Genomic DNA, 16428 nt, shown 5'->3' on the forward strand with positions numbered 1-16428 from the left:
AAAAGCGGTCGCGGCGGCTGCCCCGGCTGGACTAGGCTCGTGCGCTTTGGTGCCGAATGCCGGGTGGCGTCACAGGTAGCGGGGGGTGCGGGTGCGGTGCGGCTCTATGCGGTGGTCGCGGCGGGCGGGTTCCGGCGCTATGCCACGTACCGGATCGCGACGGTCGCGGGGATCTTCACCAACACCGTCTTCGGTTTCATCATGGCGTACACGTATGTGGCCCTGTGGGACGAGCGTCCGCGGCTCGGCGGCTACGACATGCCGCAGGCGCTCACGTACGTATGGCTGGGGCAGGCGCTGCTGATGACGTGCGCCATGATGGGCGGCGGCTTCGAGGACGAACTGATGGAGCGGATCCGTACCGGCGATGTCGCGGTCGACCTCTACCGGCCGATCGATCTCCAACTGTGGTGGCTGGCGGGCGATCTGGGTCGCGCGGCGTTCCACCTCCTGGGGCGCGGCATCGTGCCGATGGTGCTGGGCTCCCTGGCCTTCGAGCTGGCGCTGCCCACGTCGCCGGGGATCTGGCCGGCGTTCCTGGTCTCCGTGGCGCTGGGCGTCGTGGTGAGTTTCGCGATCCGCTATCTGGTCGCGCTGTCCGCGTTCTGGCTGATGGACGGGGCGGGGGCGGCGCAGATCTCGTTCCTGGCGGGGATGTTCTTCTCCGGGCTGCTGCTGCCGCTGAACCTGTTCCCGGGGCTGCTGGGCGAGGTGGCGCGGGCGCTGCCGTGGTCGGCGCTGCTCCAGGTGCCGGCCGAGGTGTTCCTGGGCAAGCGCACGGGCTGGGGCCTGGTGCGCGCGTACGGGTTCCAGGCGGGCTGGGCGCTGGCGCTGCTGCTCGTCGGGCGGCTGATGCAGTCGGCGGCGACGCGGAGGGTGGTGGTCCAGGGTGGCTGAGGCGCTGGAGACGGCGGTCGCGGAGCCGCCCGTCGCGGTGTTCGAGCCCCGGTCGCGGGTGGTCGAGGGGGTCAGGGCGTACGGGCTGATCGCCGCGATGTGGCTGCGCTCGACGATGGCGTACCGGGCGTCGTTCGTGATGACGGCGTTCGGCAACTTCGCGGCGACGGCGTTCGACTTCGTCGCGATCATGCTGATGTTCTCGCACGTGGACGTGCTGGGCGGTTACACGCTGCCGGAGATCGCCCTGCTGTACGGGGCCGCGGGCACGGCGTTCGGCCTGGCGGATCTGGCGATGGGCTCGATGGACCGGCTGGGCCGCCGGGTGCGGGACGGGACGCTGGACACCCTGCTGGTGCGGCCGGTCCCGGTGATGGCGCAGGTGGCGGCGGACCGGTTCGCGCTGCGCAGGCTGGGGCGGATCACGCAGGGGGTGCTGGTGCTGGGCTACGCGCTGGTGGCCCTGGACATCGACTGGACCGTCACCAGGGTCCTGATGGTGCCGCTGATGCTGCTGAGCGGGGCGGCGATCTTCGGGGCGGTGTTCGTGGCGGGGGCGGCGTTCCAGTTCTTCGCGCAGGACGCCTCCGAGGTGCAGAACTCCTTCACGTACGGGGGCAACACGCTGCTCCAGTACCCGCCGACGGTCTTCGCGAAGGACCTGGTGCGCGGGGTCACCTTCGTCGTGCCGCTGGCCTTCGTGAACTGGCTGCCGGCGCTGTACGTGCTGGGCCGGCCGTATCCGCTGGACCTGCCGGACTGGGTGGCGTTCCTGCCGCCCGTGGTGGCGGCGCTGTGCTGGGCGGTCGCGGGTCTGGCCTGGCGGGCGGGGCTGCGGGCGTACCGGAGTACGGGAAGTTGACGAACATCGAGCGGGGCGGGGCATCGGACATGGGCGCGGGCAGCGGCAGTGACACCAGCATCAGCACCGGCACCGGAGGCGGTACCGGCGACGGCTTCATCGTGCTGGACGGCCTGGAGAAGGTGTTCGACGTCCGCCGCCGTACGGGCTTCCTGCGCGGCGAACGCCGGGAGGTGCGGGCCGTCGACGGCATCAGCTTCCGGGTGGAGCGCGGTGAGATGGTCGGCTACATCGGCCCGAACGGGGCGGGGAAGTCGACGACGATCAAGATGCTGACGGGCATCCTCACCCCGAGCGGCGGCTCGCTGCGGGTGGCGGGCATCGACCCCTCGCGGGAGCGTACGAGGCTGGCGCACCGGATCGGCGTGGTCTTCGGACAGCGCACCACGCTCTGGTGGGACCTGCCGCTGCGCGACTCGTACCGGCTGGTCCACCGGATGTACCGGGTCCCCGACGCCCGCTTCCGGGCCAACCTGGAGCGCTGCGTCGAACTCCTCGACCTGGAGCAGCTGTTGGAGGTACCGGTACGGCAGCTCTCGCTGGGGCAGCGGATGCGCGGCGACATCGCGGCGGCCCTGCTGCACGATCCCGAGGTGCTGTACCTGGACGAGCCGACGATCGGCCTCGATGTGGTGTCGAAGGCCAAGGTGCGTGGATTCCTGCGGGACTTGAACGCGGAGCACGGTACGACGGTGCTGCTCACCACCCACGATCTGACGGACATCGAGCAGCTGTGCAAGCGGGTGATGGTGATCGACCACGGCCGCCTGATGTACGACGGGGCGCTGTCCGGCCTGCATGAGGTGGGGGAGAGCGAGCGGACGCTGGTGGTCGACCTGGAGCGCGAACTCCCGCCCATCCGGCTGGAGTCGGAGCCCTCGGTGCGCACCGTGAAGGTGGAGGGCCCGCGCCAGTGGCTGGCGTTCCCGGCGTCCGCGTCCGCGGCGCCCCTGGTGGCGCGGATCGCCGCGGAGTACCCGATGGTGGACCTCTCGGTGCGGGAGCCCGATATCGAGGCCGTGATCGCGAAGATGTACGCGTCGGCCGGGGAACCGGTCACGGAAGCGCCTGCGGGGCCGGTTTCGGGCAGGTAGTCCGGTGACGGAAGCGCGGGCGTTCAATAGGCTGCGCGCTATGAGTAGCGAACTTCCTGACATGCGCGCCTCCGACGCCGAGCGTGAACGCATCGCCGAGATCCTGCGCGAGGCGGTGGCCGAGGGGCGGCTGGAGATGGAGGAGTTCGAGCAGCGCCTCGACACCGCCTACAGGGCCCGCACGCACGGGGAGTTGGAACCGCTCGTCCGCGACCTCCCGGCCGTCGGCGCGACGGTGGCGCCGGTGGCCGCGGGGCAGCCCGGAACCGGTTCGATGGCCCGCTGGTCGGACCGGGTGGGCAAGCCCGCGACGTCGGGTGGTGCCTTCGCGTTCTGGGGCGGGTTCCGCCGCCGGGGCAACTGGACGGTCGGCCGGAAGTTCACCGCGTTCGCGATGTGGGGCGGCGGTGAGATCGATCTGCGCGAGGCGAACTTCGAGGACCGTGAGGTGGTCATCCGCTGTTTCGCGATCATGGGCGGGATGCAGGTGACGGTTCCGCCGGATCTGAATGTGGAGGTCCGGGGCATCGGCGTGATGGGCGGCTTCGGCGAGAACACGAAGGACGAGGGCGTCCCGGCCCCCGACTCGCCCCGCGTACGGGTCACCGGCTTCGCGCTGATGGGCGGCGTCGGCGTGGAGCGCAAGCGGAGCAGGGCGGAGAAGCAGCGGCTGCGGGAGGCGGAGCGCTCGCGCGGCCGGCTGGAGAAGGGCGACGGGGGCAAGGAGCGGGGCAAGTAACCCCGGCGCTCCCTCAGCCCCGCAGCTCCAACAGCCCCGGTAGACCTATCAGCTCCGCAGCTCCAACAGCCCCGGCAGCCCCATCAGCTCCGGCGCCCGCCGGGCTGTGTCCCCGGCCCGCCGTCCCTCACAGCGCGTCGGACGACGGCCGCACGCTCACCAGGTCGGTCAGGTTCACCAGCGAGCCCAGACGCTGGTAGCCCGCGTCGTTCAGGTGGAGGTGATCGCCGCAGTCGTAGGCGGGGTTCAGCCGGTACGGGTGGCCCGGGTCGCGCATGTCGCGGTCGAAGTCCAGGACCTGGTCGAAGACCCCGCCGGCCCGGATCGTCTCGTTGACCCGGTTGCGGACGGCGTCCTGGGCGGGGGTCCAGCTGCGGTAGCCGTGGTACGGCATCAGGGTGGCGCCGACGACCCGCATCCCGTGCGCGTGGGCCTGTTCCGTCATGCCGCGCAGGGCGTCCGTGATCCGCCGCGGGTCCGTCTGCTGGGGGAAGCCCTGCACGTCGTTGATGCCGAGGGCGATGATGACGGTCTTCGCGCCGCTGATGTCCAGCACATCGCGCCGGAAGCGGTCGAGGGCGCGCGGGCCGATGCCGTCGTGGAGGATGCGGTTGCCGCCGATGCCCTGGTTGACCACCGCGTAGCGGCCGTTCAGCCGGTCGGCGAGGATGTCGGGCCAGCGGTTGTTCGCGTCGGTGCTGGAGCCGGTGCCCGCGGTGAGCGAGTCACCGAGCGCGACGACGGTTCCGGTGGCGGTCGTGCTGCGCACGTCCACGGCGGTGAGGTAGCGCCAGGCGGTGCTGCGCCAGGTGCCCTTCTCGGTCTCCACGTAGGAGCTCTGGTGGCTGTTGGGGTGCACGGTGACCGGGCCGCTCGCGTGCGGGGTGCGCAGGGTGACGACGAGGTCGGCGTCGGCGGCGACCGGGACGACGACGGGGTCGCTGACGATTTTCCCGCCCGCGGGGACGGTGGTGGCCGGGGCGCCCCGGAACGTCACCGGGCGGGTGTTCACGGTGACGTTGTCGATCAGCAGGGGCCGCGTACCGAAGAGGTTGGAGAGGGTGACGCGGGCCGCGTTGCCGCCGATGCTGGTGTGAACGACGTTGCGGATGGTGCGGTGGGCCAGGTCCTGGTCGTGGTTCGGGTCGGGGGACCCGAGGACGGGCGCGGCCGCCCAGGTGGCGAGCCAGAGCCCGGCGGAGCGGGCCGGGGCCGCGGGCGGCCGGCCGGCGCTCTGCGGCGCCGCGGACGCGGAGGCCTTCGCCCGGGGCCCGGAGAACAGCAACGAGCCCGCGAACGCCACGACGGCGGCGAGCACGGCGGTGCCGGTCACGAGAGCTATGAGCAGGGCGTACCCCTGGCGCCTGGGCATGGGCGGTGTTTCTCCTCTGTTCGTGGGCCGGTTCCATGATGCGGCAGGGCGCGGGGAACTCAACGTGCGGCCCGGGAGTAGGTCGGGTAAGGACAATGCGTACGAGGCGTCGGGGGACGATGCGTACGCGGACGGGTGGAGTGGATGGAACGGATCGAAGGCACCGGACCCGGCGAGCGGGAGGCCGGTGCGCAGCCGGGCGGCGGCGCGGACGCGGGCGCGGGGGGCAGGGGTGCGGGCAGCCGCGGCCCGGCCTCCCTGGCCTCGTTCTCGTACACCGCCGCGGACGAGGAGAAGCGGCGCGGCGTACGGCGGATGAAGACCACGGCCACGGGCCTCCTTCTGCTGGTCGCGCTGGTGTACGTCCTTGCCACCTGGGCGAAGAACGAGGGGGTGGGCGGCTGGCCGGGCTTCGTCGCCGCGGCCGCCGAGGCGGGCATGGTGGGTGCGCTGGCCGACTGGTTCGCCGTCACGGCCCTCTTCAAGCGTCCGCTCGGCCTGCCGATTCCGCACACCGCCATCATTCCCACGAAGAAGGACCAGCTCGGGGCCTCACTCGGTTCCTTCGTGGGCGAGAACTTTCTCTCGGGCGACGTCGTACGGGACCGGATCCACTCCCTCGGCATCGGCGGCAGGCTCGGTGCGTGGCTCGCGGAACCGGAGCACGCGGACCGGGTCACGGCCGAGCTGTCGACCGCGCTGCGGGGTGCGCTGACGGTGCTGCGCGACGCGGATGTGCAGGCCGTGGTGGGTGAGGCGATCACCCGGCGGGCGAACGCGGTGGAGATCGGGCCGGGTCTCGGCAAGATGCTGGAGAAGGTCGTCGCGGACGGCGGCCACCGCAAGGTGGTGGACCTGGTGTGTGTCCGGGCTCACGACTGGCTGGTGCTGCACGGCGACTCGGTGATGGACGCGGTGCAGGGCGGCGCGCCGGGCTGGACGCCCCGGTTCGTGGACAAGCGGGTGGGGGAGCGGGTCTACAAGGAGCTGCTGCGCTTCCTCACGGAGATGCGCGACATGCCGGGGCACCCGGCGCGCGGCTCGATCGACACGTTCCTGACGGACTTCGCGGCCGACCTCCAGACGGACCCGGAGACCCGGGCCCGGGTGGAGCGGCTGAAGTCGGAGGTGCTGGGGCGCGGCGAGGTGCAGGACGTCATCGCGTCCGCCTGGTCCTCGGTCCGCACGATGGTCATGGCGGCGGCCGAGGACGAGCAGAGCGAACTGCGGCTGCGCGCCCGTGCCTCCCTGATGTCCCTGGGCGCCCGCCTGGCGACGGACGGCCGCCTCCAGGCGAAGCTGGAGGGCTGGGTGGAGGACGCGGCGGTGTACGTCGTGACGACGTACCGGACGGAGATCACGTCGCTGATCAGCGACACGGTGGCCGGCTGGGACGCGGACCAGACATCGAAGAAGATCGAGGCGCACATCGGCCGCGACCTGCAGTTCATCCGCATCAACGGCACGGTGGTGGGCGCGCTGGCCGGTCTGGCGATCTACACGGTGTCACGGGCCCTGGGCGGCTGAGCCGGCCGGCCGCCGGGGCCCGCCCCAGGGCCCCCGCCCCGGTGGCCCGCCCCCAGGGCCCCCGCCCCCGCGATCAGGCCGCGCGCCGCGTGACCGCCCAGGACGCGGCGGCCACCGTGCCCGCCACGGTGAAGACCGCGGGCCAGGCGCCGATCCGCTTGGCGAGCGGGTGCGACCCGGCGAAGGCGGCGACGTACGCCGTGGTCAGCCCGACGGCCGCCCGCGTCCCGGCCTGCCGGTTCCACTCGTACGCCGCCGCCGTGCCCGCCGCGGCGAGGGCGACGCCGCCCAGCGGCCGCTTCCTGGTCCACCGCGCGACCGCGTAGCCGCCGACCAGCCCGCTCGCCGCCACTGCCGTTGCCGGAATCCTCGCCATCGCGGCCACCTTCACCTTCGCGTCTGTCGTCCGGTGCCGCTTCTCGGGCCCGGATCCCGGATCCGAGGCTAACGCGGCATTCCGGCGTCCCGTCGCCGAGGGGGTGTACGTGCGTTTACCCTAGTACTCCCGGGGGTGAACGTACGTACACCCCTGCCTCGCCGCCGAGCCTCGTACGGAGAGCCATGCCCGCGGACATACCCGCCCCAGCCGATCCCGCCCTCCCCGCCACCCCCGCCGTCCAGGCCCCGCACCCCCGCTTCGCCGTCGGCGTGCTGGCGTTCTGCGGTGTCGTGGTCGCGGTCATGCAGACGATCGTCGTACCGCTGCTGCCGCACATCCCCGAGCTGACCGGCGCCACCCCCGCCGCCGCGAGCTGGCTGGTCACGGTCACGCTCCTCACCGGCGCGGTCTTCACCCCGGTCCTGGGCCGGGTCGGTGACATGTACGGGAAGCGGCGGGTGCTCGTCGCCTCGCTCGCGGTGCTGGTGGTGGGCTCCGTGCTCTGCGCGGTCAGCTCGCACATCGGGGTCCTGATCACCGGCCGCGCCCTCCAGGGCGCGGCGATCGCCGTCGTACCGCTGGGCATCAGCATCCTGCGCGACGAGCTCCCGCCCGAGCGCGTCCTGTCCGCAGTCGCGCTGATGAGCTCCACGCTCGGGATCGGCGCGGCCGTCGGTCTGCCGGTCGCCGCCGTGGTCATCGAGAACTTCGAATGGCACACGATGTTCTGGGTCTCCGGCGTGATCGGACTCATCGACATCGCGCTGGTCCTGCGCTGCGTGCCGGAGTCCCCGCTGCGCAGCCGGGGCCGCTTCGACGCCGTCGGCGCGCTGGGCCTGTCCGCCGCGCTGGTCTGCCTGCTGCTCGCGGTCACCCAGGGCGCCGACTGGGGCTGGGGTTCGGTCCGGACGGTCGGCCTGCTCGTGACGGCCGTCGTGGTGGCGCTGCTCTGGGGCGCGTACGAGCTCCGCGTCGCGACGCCCATGGTCGACCTGCGGGTCTCCGCCCGCCCGGCCGTACTGCTCACCAACATCGCCGCCCTGCTGATCGGCTTCGCGTTCTACGCGAACTCGCTGGTGACCGCCCAGATGGTGCAGGAGCCGAAGGCCACGGGTTACGGGCTCGGCGCCTCGCTCGTAGTCAGCGGACTGTGCCTGCTGCCCGGCGGCGTGGCGATGGTGGCGCTCTCGCCCGTCTCGGCACGGATCTCCGCCAAGCACGGCCCGAAGGTCAGCCTGGCGCTGGCGGCCTGCATCATGGCCGCCGGTTACGGGGTGCGCTACTTCACCAGCCACAGCCTGTGGCTGATCGTCGCCGGAGCCACCGTCGTCGCCTCCGGCACGGCCATCGCCTACTCGGCCCTGCCCGCACTCGTGATGCGCGGGGTCCCGGTCAGCGAGACCGGGGCGGCCAACGGTCTGAACACCCTCATGCGGTCGATCGGGCAGGCCTTCTGCAGTGCGACGGTGGCCGCCGTCCTGGCCAACATCACGTTCCGGGCAGGAGGCCGTACGGCTCCGACCCTCCACGCGTACCAGTTGGTCTTCGTCATCGCGGCGGGCGCGGCGCTCGCCGCGCTGGTCGTCACACTGTTCCTGCCGGGCCACCGGCAGGCCGGGGCGGGTACGGTCGGGGAGAGCCGCAAGGCGCCGGGCATCCGCGAGGGCGGTGTACGGACAGCACAGATCCAGGAGGGCGCATGACCGGCGGCCAGGCCCCCACCGCACCGGCCACCGGGTCCGCGGACGCGGGCACCGGACGGAGCGCGATCCTGCGCGCGGCCCGGCGGGCGTTCACGCAGCGCCCGTACGCGGAGGTGACGATCCGCCAGATCGCCGCGGACGCCGGGGTCAGCCCGGCCCTGGTGGTCAAGCACTTCGGCCGCAAGGAGGAGCTGTTCAACACCGTGGCCGACTTCGGCCCGGCCGCCGCGGAACTCTTCGACGCCCCGCTCGCCCGGCTGGGCCGCCACTTGGTCGTCACCCTGGTGACCCGGCGCCGCGAGCTCAACTCGGACCCGCTCCTGCGCGTGGTGTTCTCCCTCGGCAACCAGGACGAACGCTCGCTGCTGCGCGACCGGTTCCACGAACAGGTCACCGACGCCCTGGCCGCCCGGCTCTCCGGCCCCGACCGGGTGCTGCGCGCCGAGCTGCTGGCCGGCCACCTGCTCGGCCTCGGCGCCACCCTGAGCCTGCACCGCGAGGGGGCCGGCGCCCTGGCCACCCCGGAGCACATCGCGGACCTCTACGCGCCCGCGCTCCAGAAGCTGATCACGGGCTGAGCGGCTCAGCCGGTCTCCACCTGGCTCTCCCAAGTCGGGGTAGGGTCTGGGCCATTCGACGAGGGGGGCCTCCTGTGACCGACCGTATCCGCGCCCGCAGACACGCCGCGGCACTGGCCGTGGCGGCCGCACTGGTGACCGCACTGGCGGGCTGCTCGGAGGCGACCACGTCGCAGGGCCCCGGGGACGACGTCCCGCAGGTGGCCCCGTCGGTGTACGAGTCGGCCGACGGGGCGGGGGTGTCAGAGGCCGCCGCGGAGTCGGCGGGTGCGGGCGAAGAGGCGGAGGACGCGGCGGGGGACGCCGCGTACCCGCCCCCCGGCCCGGAGAAGGTGCGGGACGCCTTCGCCGGCCTCCAGGCCACCCTCTACGACACCTGCACCCCCGGCGCCGGGGACTGCGCCTACTTCCTGGGCCGGGTGAACGAGGAACTCACCGGCCTGGACGCCTCGATGAAGGCGGAACCGCAGGGCCCCGCCCACTTCAAGGAGCCCCTGGAGTGGACGGCGGTGCTGCGCACCACGCTGGCCGGTGACACCTCGACGGCCAACCTGGAGAAGCACTTCAAGGACCTGGTCGGCACCCGCGACCGCATCAACTCCTGGATGCAGGGCCACCCGGAGGACTACCGCTGACGGCCCCAGAGGTCACTTGCCCAGCTTCGCCGCCAGCGCGGCGCGCCGGGCGAACGTCTCCTCCTTGGCGGCGTCCATCTCGCGCAGGGCCGTCTTCCGGTCCCGCTGGGCGAGCCGGTCCAGATAGAGGTGGCCGCGCAGATGGTCCGTCTCGTGCTGGAGGCAGCGGGCGAAGTAGCCCCGGCCCTCGACGACCAGCGGATTGCCGTCCTTGTCCCGGCCGCGCACGACGGTACGGTCCAGCCGGGCCACCATCCGGTAGGGGCCCGGGACGGAAAGGCAGCCCTCGGACTCCTCGACCAGCCTGCGCTGTTCCGGCGGCACCTCGTCCAGGACGGGATTGGCGATGTGCCCGACATGGCGCACCCCCCAGTCGTCCGTGATGTCCCACATGAACAGCCGCAGATCCACGTCCACCTGGTTCGCGGCGAGTCCGGCGCCCTCCGCCACCTGGTTGGTGGCGAACATGTCGTCGACCAGCCGGGAGAGTTCGGGGGTGCCGAACTCGGTGACCTCCCGGCACGGGCGGCGCAGGATCTCCTCCCCGACGACGGTGATCCGGCGCACCGAGCCCCGTTCGGTCTCCGGCGCGAACCGGGGGAAGGAGTCGACGGGTACGCCCTGCACGCGTACCCGGCGGTCCTTCGAGCTGTCATCGAACCGAGCGGCCATGGGGATGATCAACGCCTTCCGCGCACAAGGGAGTCGGCCGGGGGACGGCCTGGACGGCCGGGAGCGGCCGGTTTGACCGAACGCTTTGCAAAGTAGCACCCTTTGCAAAATGAGCGATGAAAAGCGTCAAGCCGGATCCACCGGTCCGCTGCCGTACCGGGCCCGTAGACCACTCCCGGACCACCCCGTCCGGGTGGCCCTGCTCGACCTGCTCGCTGAGGCCGGCACGGTGACGTCCACAGAGGCCGCCGCCCGCCTCGGCCACAGCTCCGGACTCTGCTCCTTCCACCTGCGCCAACTCGCCGCGTACGGACTCATCGAGGAGGCCCCGCACAAGGGCGGCCGGGTACGGCCGTGGCGGCTGCGCTGGGAGACCTCCCGCGAGCAGGAGCGGGGCGAGGAGGGGGCGGCCGAGTTCGACGCGCTCGCGCGTGGGCTGGAGGACGAGAGTTACCAGCACTGGCTGAGCCATCGCGACCGGGCACCGGCCGAGTGGCGGCGGGACGAGTCCTTCAGCGCCGTCGTCCACCTCACCCCGGCGGAGGCAGCCGAACTCGCCTCCTCGGTACGCGACTTGCTGGCCGTCTACCGCGAGCGCGAGGACCACCCGGAGACGCGTCCCGCAGACGCCGTGGCCGTGGCGGCGGTCACCAGGCCCTTCCCCCTGCTCGCCGACAACCCCGGCCGCCCGCACTCGGTCTGACGACTACTCCGTGCCCGAATCCGAAGCGGCTTCGGCCAACACCGCGAGGACCTTCGCGAGCCGCTCCCGTGCGCCCGCGTCCGTGATCACCCCGTCCGGGCCGACCGCCAGCCGGTCCACCGGAATCCGCACACAGGCGGCCTCGACGACGGTGGCCCCGGTGTAGCCGAGCACGGTCCGCAGCGTCGCCTCCGCGCCCAGGCCGCGCCCCGGAGCGGCGGCGCCGACCCAGGCGACCGGCTTGTCGCAGATCTCGGTCCCGCCGACCGTCCAGTCCAGCAGGTTCTTGAACGCCCCCGGCAGCGTCCCCGCGTACTCCGGGGTGCAGATCAGCAGGGCGTCGGCCGCGTCGATCGCCGCGCGCAGCCGGGCCACCGGCTCCGGCAGCGGCTCGGCGTCGTCATCGGGGTTGAAGTGCGGCAGCGCTCCGGGCCCCTCGTGGAGCACGGTCTGCACCCCTTGGGGCGCCACGGCCCGCGCGGTGCGCAGCACCGTCTCGTTGGAGGAAGCGGACCGCAGGCTTCCGGACAGCAGAAGGATCACGCGTGGCGTCGGCATGTACGGACAACCGGGCGGACCAGGCGGCTCATTCCCGTAGCCGTACGGAACCGGCCGCTCATTCCCGTATCCGCGCGGACCCGTCTGCTGCCAGCTCCAGCTCGGCCACCACCTGGTCGCCGCTGAGCTCGCCGGTCGTCCGGAATCCGAGCTTCCGGTAGAACCCCTCCGGTCCGTGCTCGCCGGGCACGTACGAGACGGTCGTACGGGTCTGCCCGCGTCGGCGCAGTTCGTCGTTGACGGCCTCCACCGCGAACCGCCCGTAGCCCCGCGTCTGCTGTCCGGCGGCGATGTTCAGCCGCCAGAGCCCGGAGCGCGGCCGGTCGTCCGGCTGTCCGGGGTGGAAACGCACGTCGAGGAAGGCCATCACGAAGCCGACGATCCGCTCGTCGTCGACGATCAGCCGTGGCCACGCGGTCTCGGGCGTGGCGTACGCCTGGGCCAGCGACCAGGCGACCGGCTTCACGAACCCGTCCTGGTCGGGGCGGACCCGCAGGGCGCAGGCGTCCTCGACGTTGTCGGACGTGACCGTGACGAGGCGGGGTGAGGAAGGCATCCCCGCAAGTTACCCGCGCGGCCGGGAACCCGCCCGCGAATATCGGCAGCCCCGCCCCGACCCGTCACGTCCCACTCGGCCCCGGCCCCGGCCCCGGACTCGGAGTCGGAGCCGGATCGGTCAGCTGAAGACGACCGACCGGAGCTTGAGCCGGCTGGAGGCGTGGCCGCCGTCGGGCCGCAGGGTGTAGTAGGCGCCGTCGCAGTCCGGCCCGGTGAAGACCGTCGCGGTCGAACCTGTGTTGTTCCAGGGCGTGTCGGCGGGGTCCGAGGTGTCCGGGTCGGCCACTCCCGGCAGAGTGACGCACTCCCGGCTCGGCGGGTCGAGCAGAACGACCGCCTGCCGGTGCCCTGACGCGGTGGTGTACGTGTACGCGAACTGGCCTTCGGCCGCAGCCGCGTTCGCGGAGCCGGGGAGGCTGACGATGAGCGCGAGCGCGCCGAGGGCGGCAGCCGCAGTGGTACGAAGTCGCATGGTGGAGGCACTCCTTGTGGGGTTCGACGTGCGGTCCGTCGCACGGTTCGACCGGAACCGGACCGGAACGAAGCAAGATCGTTCCGGCCAGAGTGTGGCCCGGCACCGACCCCGCCGGGCCCCGGATTCACTCGCACGCGGGACGTGCTCACCCGAACGGGACCCGCCTCACCGCACGCCTTCGGCCATGTGGGTCACGCCGTGGAGCGGCCGTCCCGGACCGGCTGTGTTGTGCAACCCGGACGGCCGCGCCAGGATCGGCGGGAGCCGCCGTCCACCCCACCGCACCGAGAACGCACACACCGCACCGCACGGCACCGCATCGAACCCGACCTGGAGGCCCCGCCGTTCATGAGTGACTTCAGCATCCACCGCGGACAGGTGCACCACGCCTGGGACCGGACGGTCAAGCCCGTCGCCACACTCGCCCCCGGCGACGAGGCGGTCCTGGAGCTCCAGGACGCGAGCGGCGGCCAGCTCGCCGCCGGATCGACCGCCGCAGACCTCGCCGAGCTGGACTTCGGCACCCTCAACCCCGTCACCGGCCCCCTGTACGTCGCCGGGGCCGAGCCCGGTGACGCGCTGGTCGTCGACATCCTCGACGTACAGGTGGGGGAGTGGGGCTGGACGGCTTGCCTGCCCGGGTTCGGGCTGCTCACCGACGACTTCCCCGACCCGTACCTGCGCATCTCGACGATCACCGGTGGCCACGCCGAACTGCTGCCCGGCCTGCGGATCCCCGTGGTGCCGATGATCGGGACGATCGGCGTCGCCCCACCGGAGCCCGGACCGCACTCGGTCATCCCGCCCCGCCGCTGGGGCGGCAACATGGACATCCGCCACATCGGCCCCGGTGCCCGGCTCATCCTGCCCGTCGGGGTGCCTGGCGCCCTGCTCTCCGCGGGCGACGCGCACGCCGCGATGGGCGACGGCGAGGTCTGCGGTACGGGCGTCGAGACGCGGGCGACGGCGCGGCTGCGGGTGGACGTCCGCAAGGGCGCGGCGCCCCGTACACCGGTGATCGAGACGGACCCGGTCAGCGCCAGGACCGGCGCCGCCCTGGCCACGACGGGCATCGGGCCGGACCTGATGGAGGCGGCGAAGGACGCGGTCCGTGCGCTGATCGACGAGATCTCGGCCCGGACGGGGCTCGTCCCGCAGGACGCCTACCTGCTGGCGAGCGTGGCGGCGGACCTGAAGATCTCCGAGATCGTGGACGCGCCCAACTGGGTCGTATCGGCCCACGTGGAGCGGGAGTTGCTGGACGGGGCGCGGGCGCGGCCGTAGGCGGCGCCACGGGTGAGGGGCGAGCGGACGGAATCCGTCCCGTCGCCGCCCCTCACCCGCTCGCTCAGCTGTCCGCGTTGCGCCAGACGGTCACGTCCACCGTCATGTACGTACTGGGCGAGTCCTCCGGAGAGTGGCCCTGGTACGTCAGGAGGCCGATGTGGCCCGTGCCCGTGATGATGCAGACCTGGCGGCCCTTGGTGAGATTCTCCAGGGGGATGTTCTTCGCGAACCGGGTGTCCGAGCGGCAGACGTCCAGCGAGCCCTCCTGCCCCGGATTGAGCAGGATCAGCTGCCCCTCGTCGCTCTCCGCGTCGAGGTACCCGCCGCTGTCGTAGGACAGTTCGTACCCCGCGTCCTCGCCCTTCTGCGGCCGGAGGTCGTCGTCCCCGAGGGTCAGGTGGTAGCCCTCGGTGAGGTTGATGGACTTGTACTCGGCGGGCTCGGGATCGGCCTGCGGGGTCTGCTCGGCATCGGCCTCGCTGCCCTGGCCACCGGCCGCCGAACCGGTCGCGTCCGGCGAGGCGTTGTCCTGCGAGGAGCTGTTGTCCTTGGGGGAGGAGCTGGTCTTGGGGGAGGCGTTGTTCTGCGTCTCCTTGCCGTCGTCCTTGAGGACGAAGTACGCCGCTCCGGCGCCCGCGACGGCGAAGACCAGCGCGGCGGCGATGCCGATGACGGCGATCCGGCCGCGCCGGCTCTTCGGGGGCTGGGGAGTGGGGTGGGGAGTGGGGTGGGTCTGGTGCCCCTGGGGCGGGAACTGCCCGGGGTAGGTCTGCGCCTGCACGGGATACGGCCCGGACGTCGGGGCCGGGGTGTGGTGCTGGGCGGCCTGCGGCTGGGCACCGGAGGGGTACTGCTGGCCGGGGTGGCCGGGGGACGCGGGATGGGTCGGCTGCGCGTGCGGCGGCTGGAGGGGGTAGGAGCCCTGGGACGTCTCGGCGTGCCGGCCGGGCGGCTGTGCGGGAGCCGGGCCAAACCCCGGGGGCGGTGTGCTGGGCGCCGCCGGGGTGGTCGGTGAGTATCCGGCGGCCCGGCCGGGCGGCGTGGCCGGGGCGGTGGCCGGAGGGGGCGGGGTCTGGACGGGGGCCGGGGCCGCCGCCCGTACGGTGATGTCGGCGGCGACCGGGCTCGGCAGCCAGTCCTCGGGGCGCCGCAGCACCGTCTCCGCGTTCGCGGTCTGGCAGAGCTCGATGACCTCCGCTACCGAGGGCCTGGCCTCCGGGTCCTTGGCCAGGCACCGGCTGACCAGCTCCATCAGCCGTTCCGGGACGCGGCTGAGGTCGGGCTCCTCGTGGACGATCCGGTAGAGCACCCCGTGCGAGGTCCCCTCCCCGAAGGCGGGCGACCCCGCCGCCGCGAACGCCGCGACCTGGCCGAGGGCGAAGATGTCGGTGGCCGGGGTGACCCGGCGCCCGGCCGCCTGCTCCGGGGCCATGAACGACGGGGTGCCGATGGTGACGCCGCTGCCGGTGAGCGAGGTCGCGTCGGCCGCGTACGCGATGCCGAAGTCGATGACGCGGGGCCCGTCCGCGGCGAGCAGCACGTTGGACGGCTTGAGGTCGCGGTGGACGATGCCCGCGCCGTGGATGACGTGGAGCGCCTCGGCCATCCCGGCGATCAGCAGCAGGACGGCCTCGACCGGCAGCGCCCCGTGCGCGACGATCGCGTCGGCGAGCGAGGGCCCCGGTACGTAGGCGGTGGCCAGCCACGGCTGCGCGCCCTTGGTGTCCGCGTCGATGACCGGCGCGGTGAACAGCCCCTGCACGCGCTGCGCGGACTGCACCTCCTGGGCGAACCGCCGCCGGAACTCGGCGTCCTCACCGAACTCCGGCCGGATCACCTTGATCGCCACGGGCCGCCCGCCGGGCGTGTAGGACAGGTACACCTTGCCCATGCCGCCCGCACCGAGCTTGGCGGCCAGCCGGTATCCGGCGATGGTCGCCGGATCGTCGGCCGTGAGTGGCTGAAAAACCTGGGAGCCGCTGCCCCCGCCTGGCTGCTGACCGCTCATGAATCCGTATCTCCCCCGAAGAGCGCTGCTGTCGAAACGGCACCTTATCCAAATCCCGGCCCGGACAGCCCTCGGGGAGCACCGGAGCTTCCCACCGGCACCGGTGGGTCCCGTCTGTGAAAATTCCCCTCATGCCGTACCTGGTTGCTCCCGCGATACCCGCCGGTGCACTGGCCGCGACCGGCCAGCCCACCCTGCCCGTCGCCACCGGGGCCGTGCTGCGCCCCTGGCTGCTCACCGACGCCAACGCGGTACGGGAGGCGTTCCGGGACCCGGCGATCCAGCACTAGGGCGTGTCGTCAAACTGCCGTCTGCCGGGCGACGCCATGCACGCACTCTCGCCGCACCGGCCCCAGACCCCGGTACGTCCAGTACAGGGGC

Annotated in this window: 18 protein-coding genes; 11 read left to right on the forward strand and 7 right to left on the reverse strand. The window is 72.7% G+C overall.

Annotated features, from left to right (window positions below; translation table 11 throughout):
* The first annotated feature begins 96 nt into the window (after positions 1–96).
* The 4 genes from ACFVQ0_RS33750 to ACFVQ0_RS33765 are packed head-to-tail and all read left to right on the forward strand — an operon-like array spanning position 97 to position 3592.
* Entirely contained in the window at positions 97–897 is an 801-nt protein-coding gene (locus ACFVQ0_RS33750) for an ABC transporter permease (protein WP_390092978.1), read from the forward strand.
* Positions 890–1759: an ABC transporter permease gene (locus ACFVQ0_RS33755; RefSeq protein ID WP_390092979.1), complete on the forward strand. Its 870-nt coding sequence runs from the start codon at positions 890–892 to the stop codon at positions 1757–1759. Before ACFVQ0_RS33750 ends, ACFVQ0_RS33755 begins: the two co-directional genes overlap by 8 nt.
* Positions 1760–1788: 29 nt before the next feature.
* Complete coding sequence (locus ACFVQ0_RS33760) at positions 1789–2853, forward strand: ATP-binding cassette domain-containing protein (protein WP_390092998.1); 1065 nt, start codon at positions 1789–1791, stop codon at positions 2851–2853.
* Positions 2854–2893: 40 nt separating this feature from the next.
* Positions 2894–3592: a DUF1707 domain-containing protein gene (locus ACFVQ0_RS33765; protein WP_390092980.1), complete on the forward strand. Its 699-nt coding sequence runs from the start codon at positions 2894–2896 to the stop codon at positions 3590–3592.
* 127 nt (positions 3593–3719) lie between these two features.
* Here the strand turns inward: ACFVQ0_RS33765 and ACFVQ0_RS33770 are convergent, their stop codons facing one another.
* Complete coding sequence (locus ACFVQ0_RS33770) at positions 3720–4964, reverse strand: SGNH/GDSL hydrolase family protein (RefSeq protein ID WP_390092981.1); 1245 nt, start codon at positions 4962–4964, stop codon at positions 3720–3722.
* A gap of 144 nt (positions 4965–5108) precedes the next feature.
* Here ACFVQ0_RS33770 and ACFVQ0_RS33775 point away from each other — a divergent pair, with 144 nt between their 5' ends.
* Positions 5109–6491 (forward strand): DUF445 domain-containing protein, encoded by a 1383-nt coding sequence (locus ACFVQ0_RS33775; protein WP_390092982.1) that lies wholly within the window; start codon positions 5109–5111, stop codon positions 6489–6491.
* 73 nt (positions 6492–6564) lie between these two features.
* On the opposite strand, the gene ACFVQ0_RS33780 is transcribed toward ACFVQ0_RS33775, so the two are convergent.
* The gene (locus ACFVQ0_RS33780; protein WP_390092983.1) at positions 6565–6867 is read right to left on the reverse strand and encodes a hypothetical protein; all 303 of its coding nucleotides are present in this window, start codon (positions 6865–6867) and stop codon (positions 6565–6567) included.
* 185 nt (positions 6868–7052) lie between these two features.
* Between ACFVQ0_RS33780 and ACFVQ0_RS33785 the strand changes: the two genes are divergently transcribed.
* The 3 genes from ACFVQ0_RS33785 (at position 7053) to ACFVQ0_RS33795 (ending at position 9786) form a co-directional block, all read left to right on the forward strand.
* Positions 7053–8573 (forward strand): MFS transporter, encoded by a 1521-nt coding sequence (locus ACFVQ0_RS33785; protein ID WP_390092984.1) that lies wholly within the window; start codon positions 7053–7055, stop codon positions 8571–8573.
* A complete protein-coding gene (locus ACFVQ0_RS33790; protein ID WP_390092985.1) occupies positions 8570–9151 on the forward strand; it encodes a TetR family transcriptional regulator in 582 nt (193 codons plus the stop codon). Before ACFVQ0_RS33785 ends, ACFVQ0_RS33790 begins: the two co-directional genes overlap by 4 nt.
* Before the next feature lie 74 nt (positions 9152–9225).
* A complete protein-coding gene (locus ACFVQ0_RS33795) occupies positions 9226–9786 on the forward strand; it encodes a hypothetical protein (protein ID WP_390092986.1) in 561 nt (186 codons plus the stop codon).
* A gap of 12 nt (positions 9787–9798) precedes the next feature.
* On the opposite strand, the gene def is transcribed toward ACFVQ0_RS33795, so the two are convergent.
* Positions 9799–10458: a peptide deformylase gene (gene def / locus ACFVQ0_RS33800; RefSeq protein ID WP_390092987.1), complete on the reverse strand. Its 660-nt coding sequence runs from the start codon at positions 10456–10458 to the stop codon at positions 9799–9801.
* A 109-nt stretch (positions 10459–10567) separates the two neighbouring features.
* On the opposite strand from def, the gene ACFVQ0_RS33805 reads away from it, so the two are divergent.
* Complete coding sequence (locus ACFVQ0_RS33805; protein ID WP_390092988.1) at positions 10568–11161, forward strand: ArsR/SmtB family transcription factor; 594 nt, start codon at positions 10568–10570, stop codon at positions 11159–11161.
* A 3-nt stretch (positions 11162–11164) separates the two neighbouring features.
* Here ACFVQ0_RS33805 and ACFVQ0_RS33810 read toward each other — a convergent pair whose 3' ends face one another.
* The 3 genes from ACFVQ0_RS33810 to ACFVQ0_RS33820 form a co-directional block, all read right to left on the reverse strand.
* Positions 11165–11719: an NADPH-dependent FMN reductase gene (locus tag ACFVQ0_RS33810; RefSeq protein WP_390092989.1), complete on the reverse strand. Its 555-nt coding sequence runs from the start codon at positions 11717–11719 to the stop codon at positions 11165–11167.
* Positions 11720–11777: 58 nt separating this feature from the next.
* On the reverse strand, positions 11778–12275 hold the full coding sequence (locus ACFVQ0_RS33815; protein ID WP_390092990.1) for a GNAT family N-acetyltransferase: 498 nt from the start codon (positions 12273–12275) through the stop codon (positions 11778–11780).
* Between the two features lie 120 nt (positions 12276–12395).
* Complete coding sequence (locus tag ACFVQ0_RS33820) at positions 12396–12749, reverse strand: hypothetical protein (protein ID WP_390092991.1); 354 nt, start codon at positions 12747–12749, stop codon at positions 12396–12398.
* 351 nt (positions 12750–13100) lie between these two features.
* On the opposite strand from ACFVQ0_RS33820, the gene ACFVQ0_RS33825 reads away from it, so the two are divergent.
* On the forward strand, positions 13101–14036 hold the full coding sequence (locus tag ACFVQ0_RS33825; RefSeq protein ID WP_390092992.1) for an acetamidase/formamidase family protein: 936 nt from the start codon (positions 13101–13103) through the stop codon (positions 14034–14036).
* Between the two features lie 64 nt (positions 14037–14100).
* On the opposite strand, the gene ACFVQ0_RS33830 is transcribed toward ACFVQ0_RS33825, so the two are convergent.
* Positions 14101–16047, reverse strand: coding sequence for a protein kinase (locus tag ACFVQ0_RS33830; protein WP_390092993.1), 1947 nt, complete (start codon positions 16045–16047; stop codon positions 14101–14103).
* A 131-nt stretch (positions 16048–16178) separates the two neighbouring features.
* On the opposite strand from ACFVQ0_RS33830, the gene ACFVQ0_RS33835 reads away from it, so the two are divergent.
* Positions 16179–16337, forward strand: coding sequence for a hypothetical protein (locus ACFVQ0_RS33835; protein ID WP_390092994.1), 159 nt, complete (start codon positions 16179–16181; stop codon positions 16335–16337).
* Positions 16338–16428: the final 91 nt, after the last annotated feature.

The organism is Streptomyces sp. NPDC057900 (assembly GCF_042887885.1).
Lineage (GTDB): Bacteria > Actinomycetota > Actinomycetes > Streptomycetales > Streptomycetaceae > Streptomyces.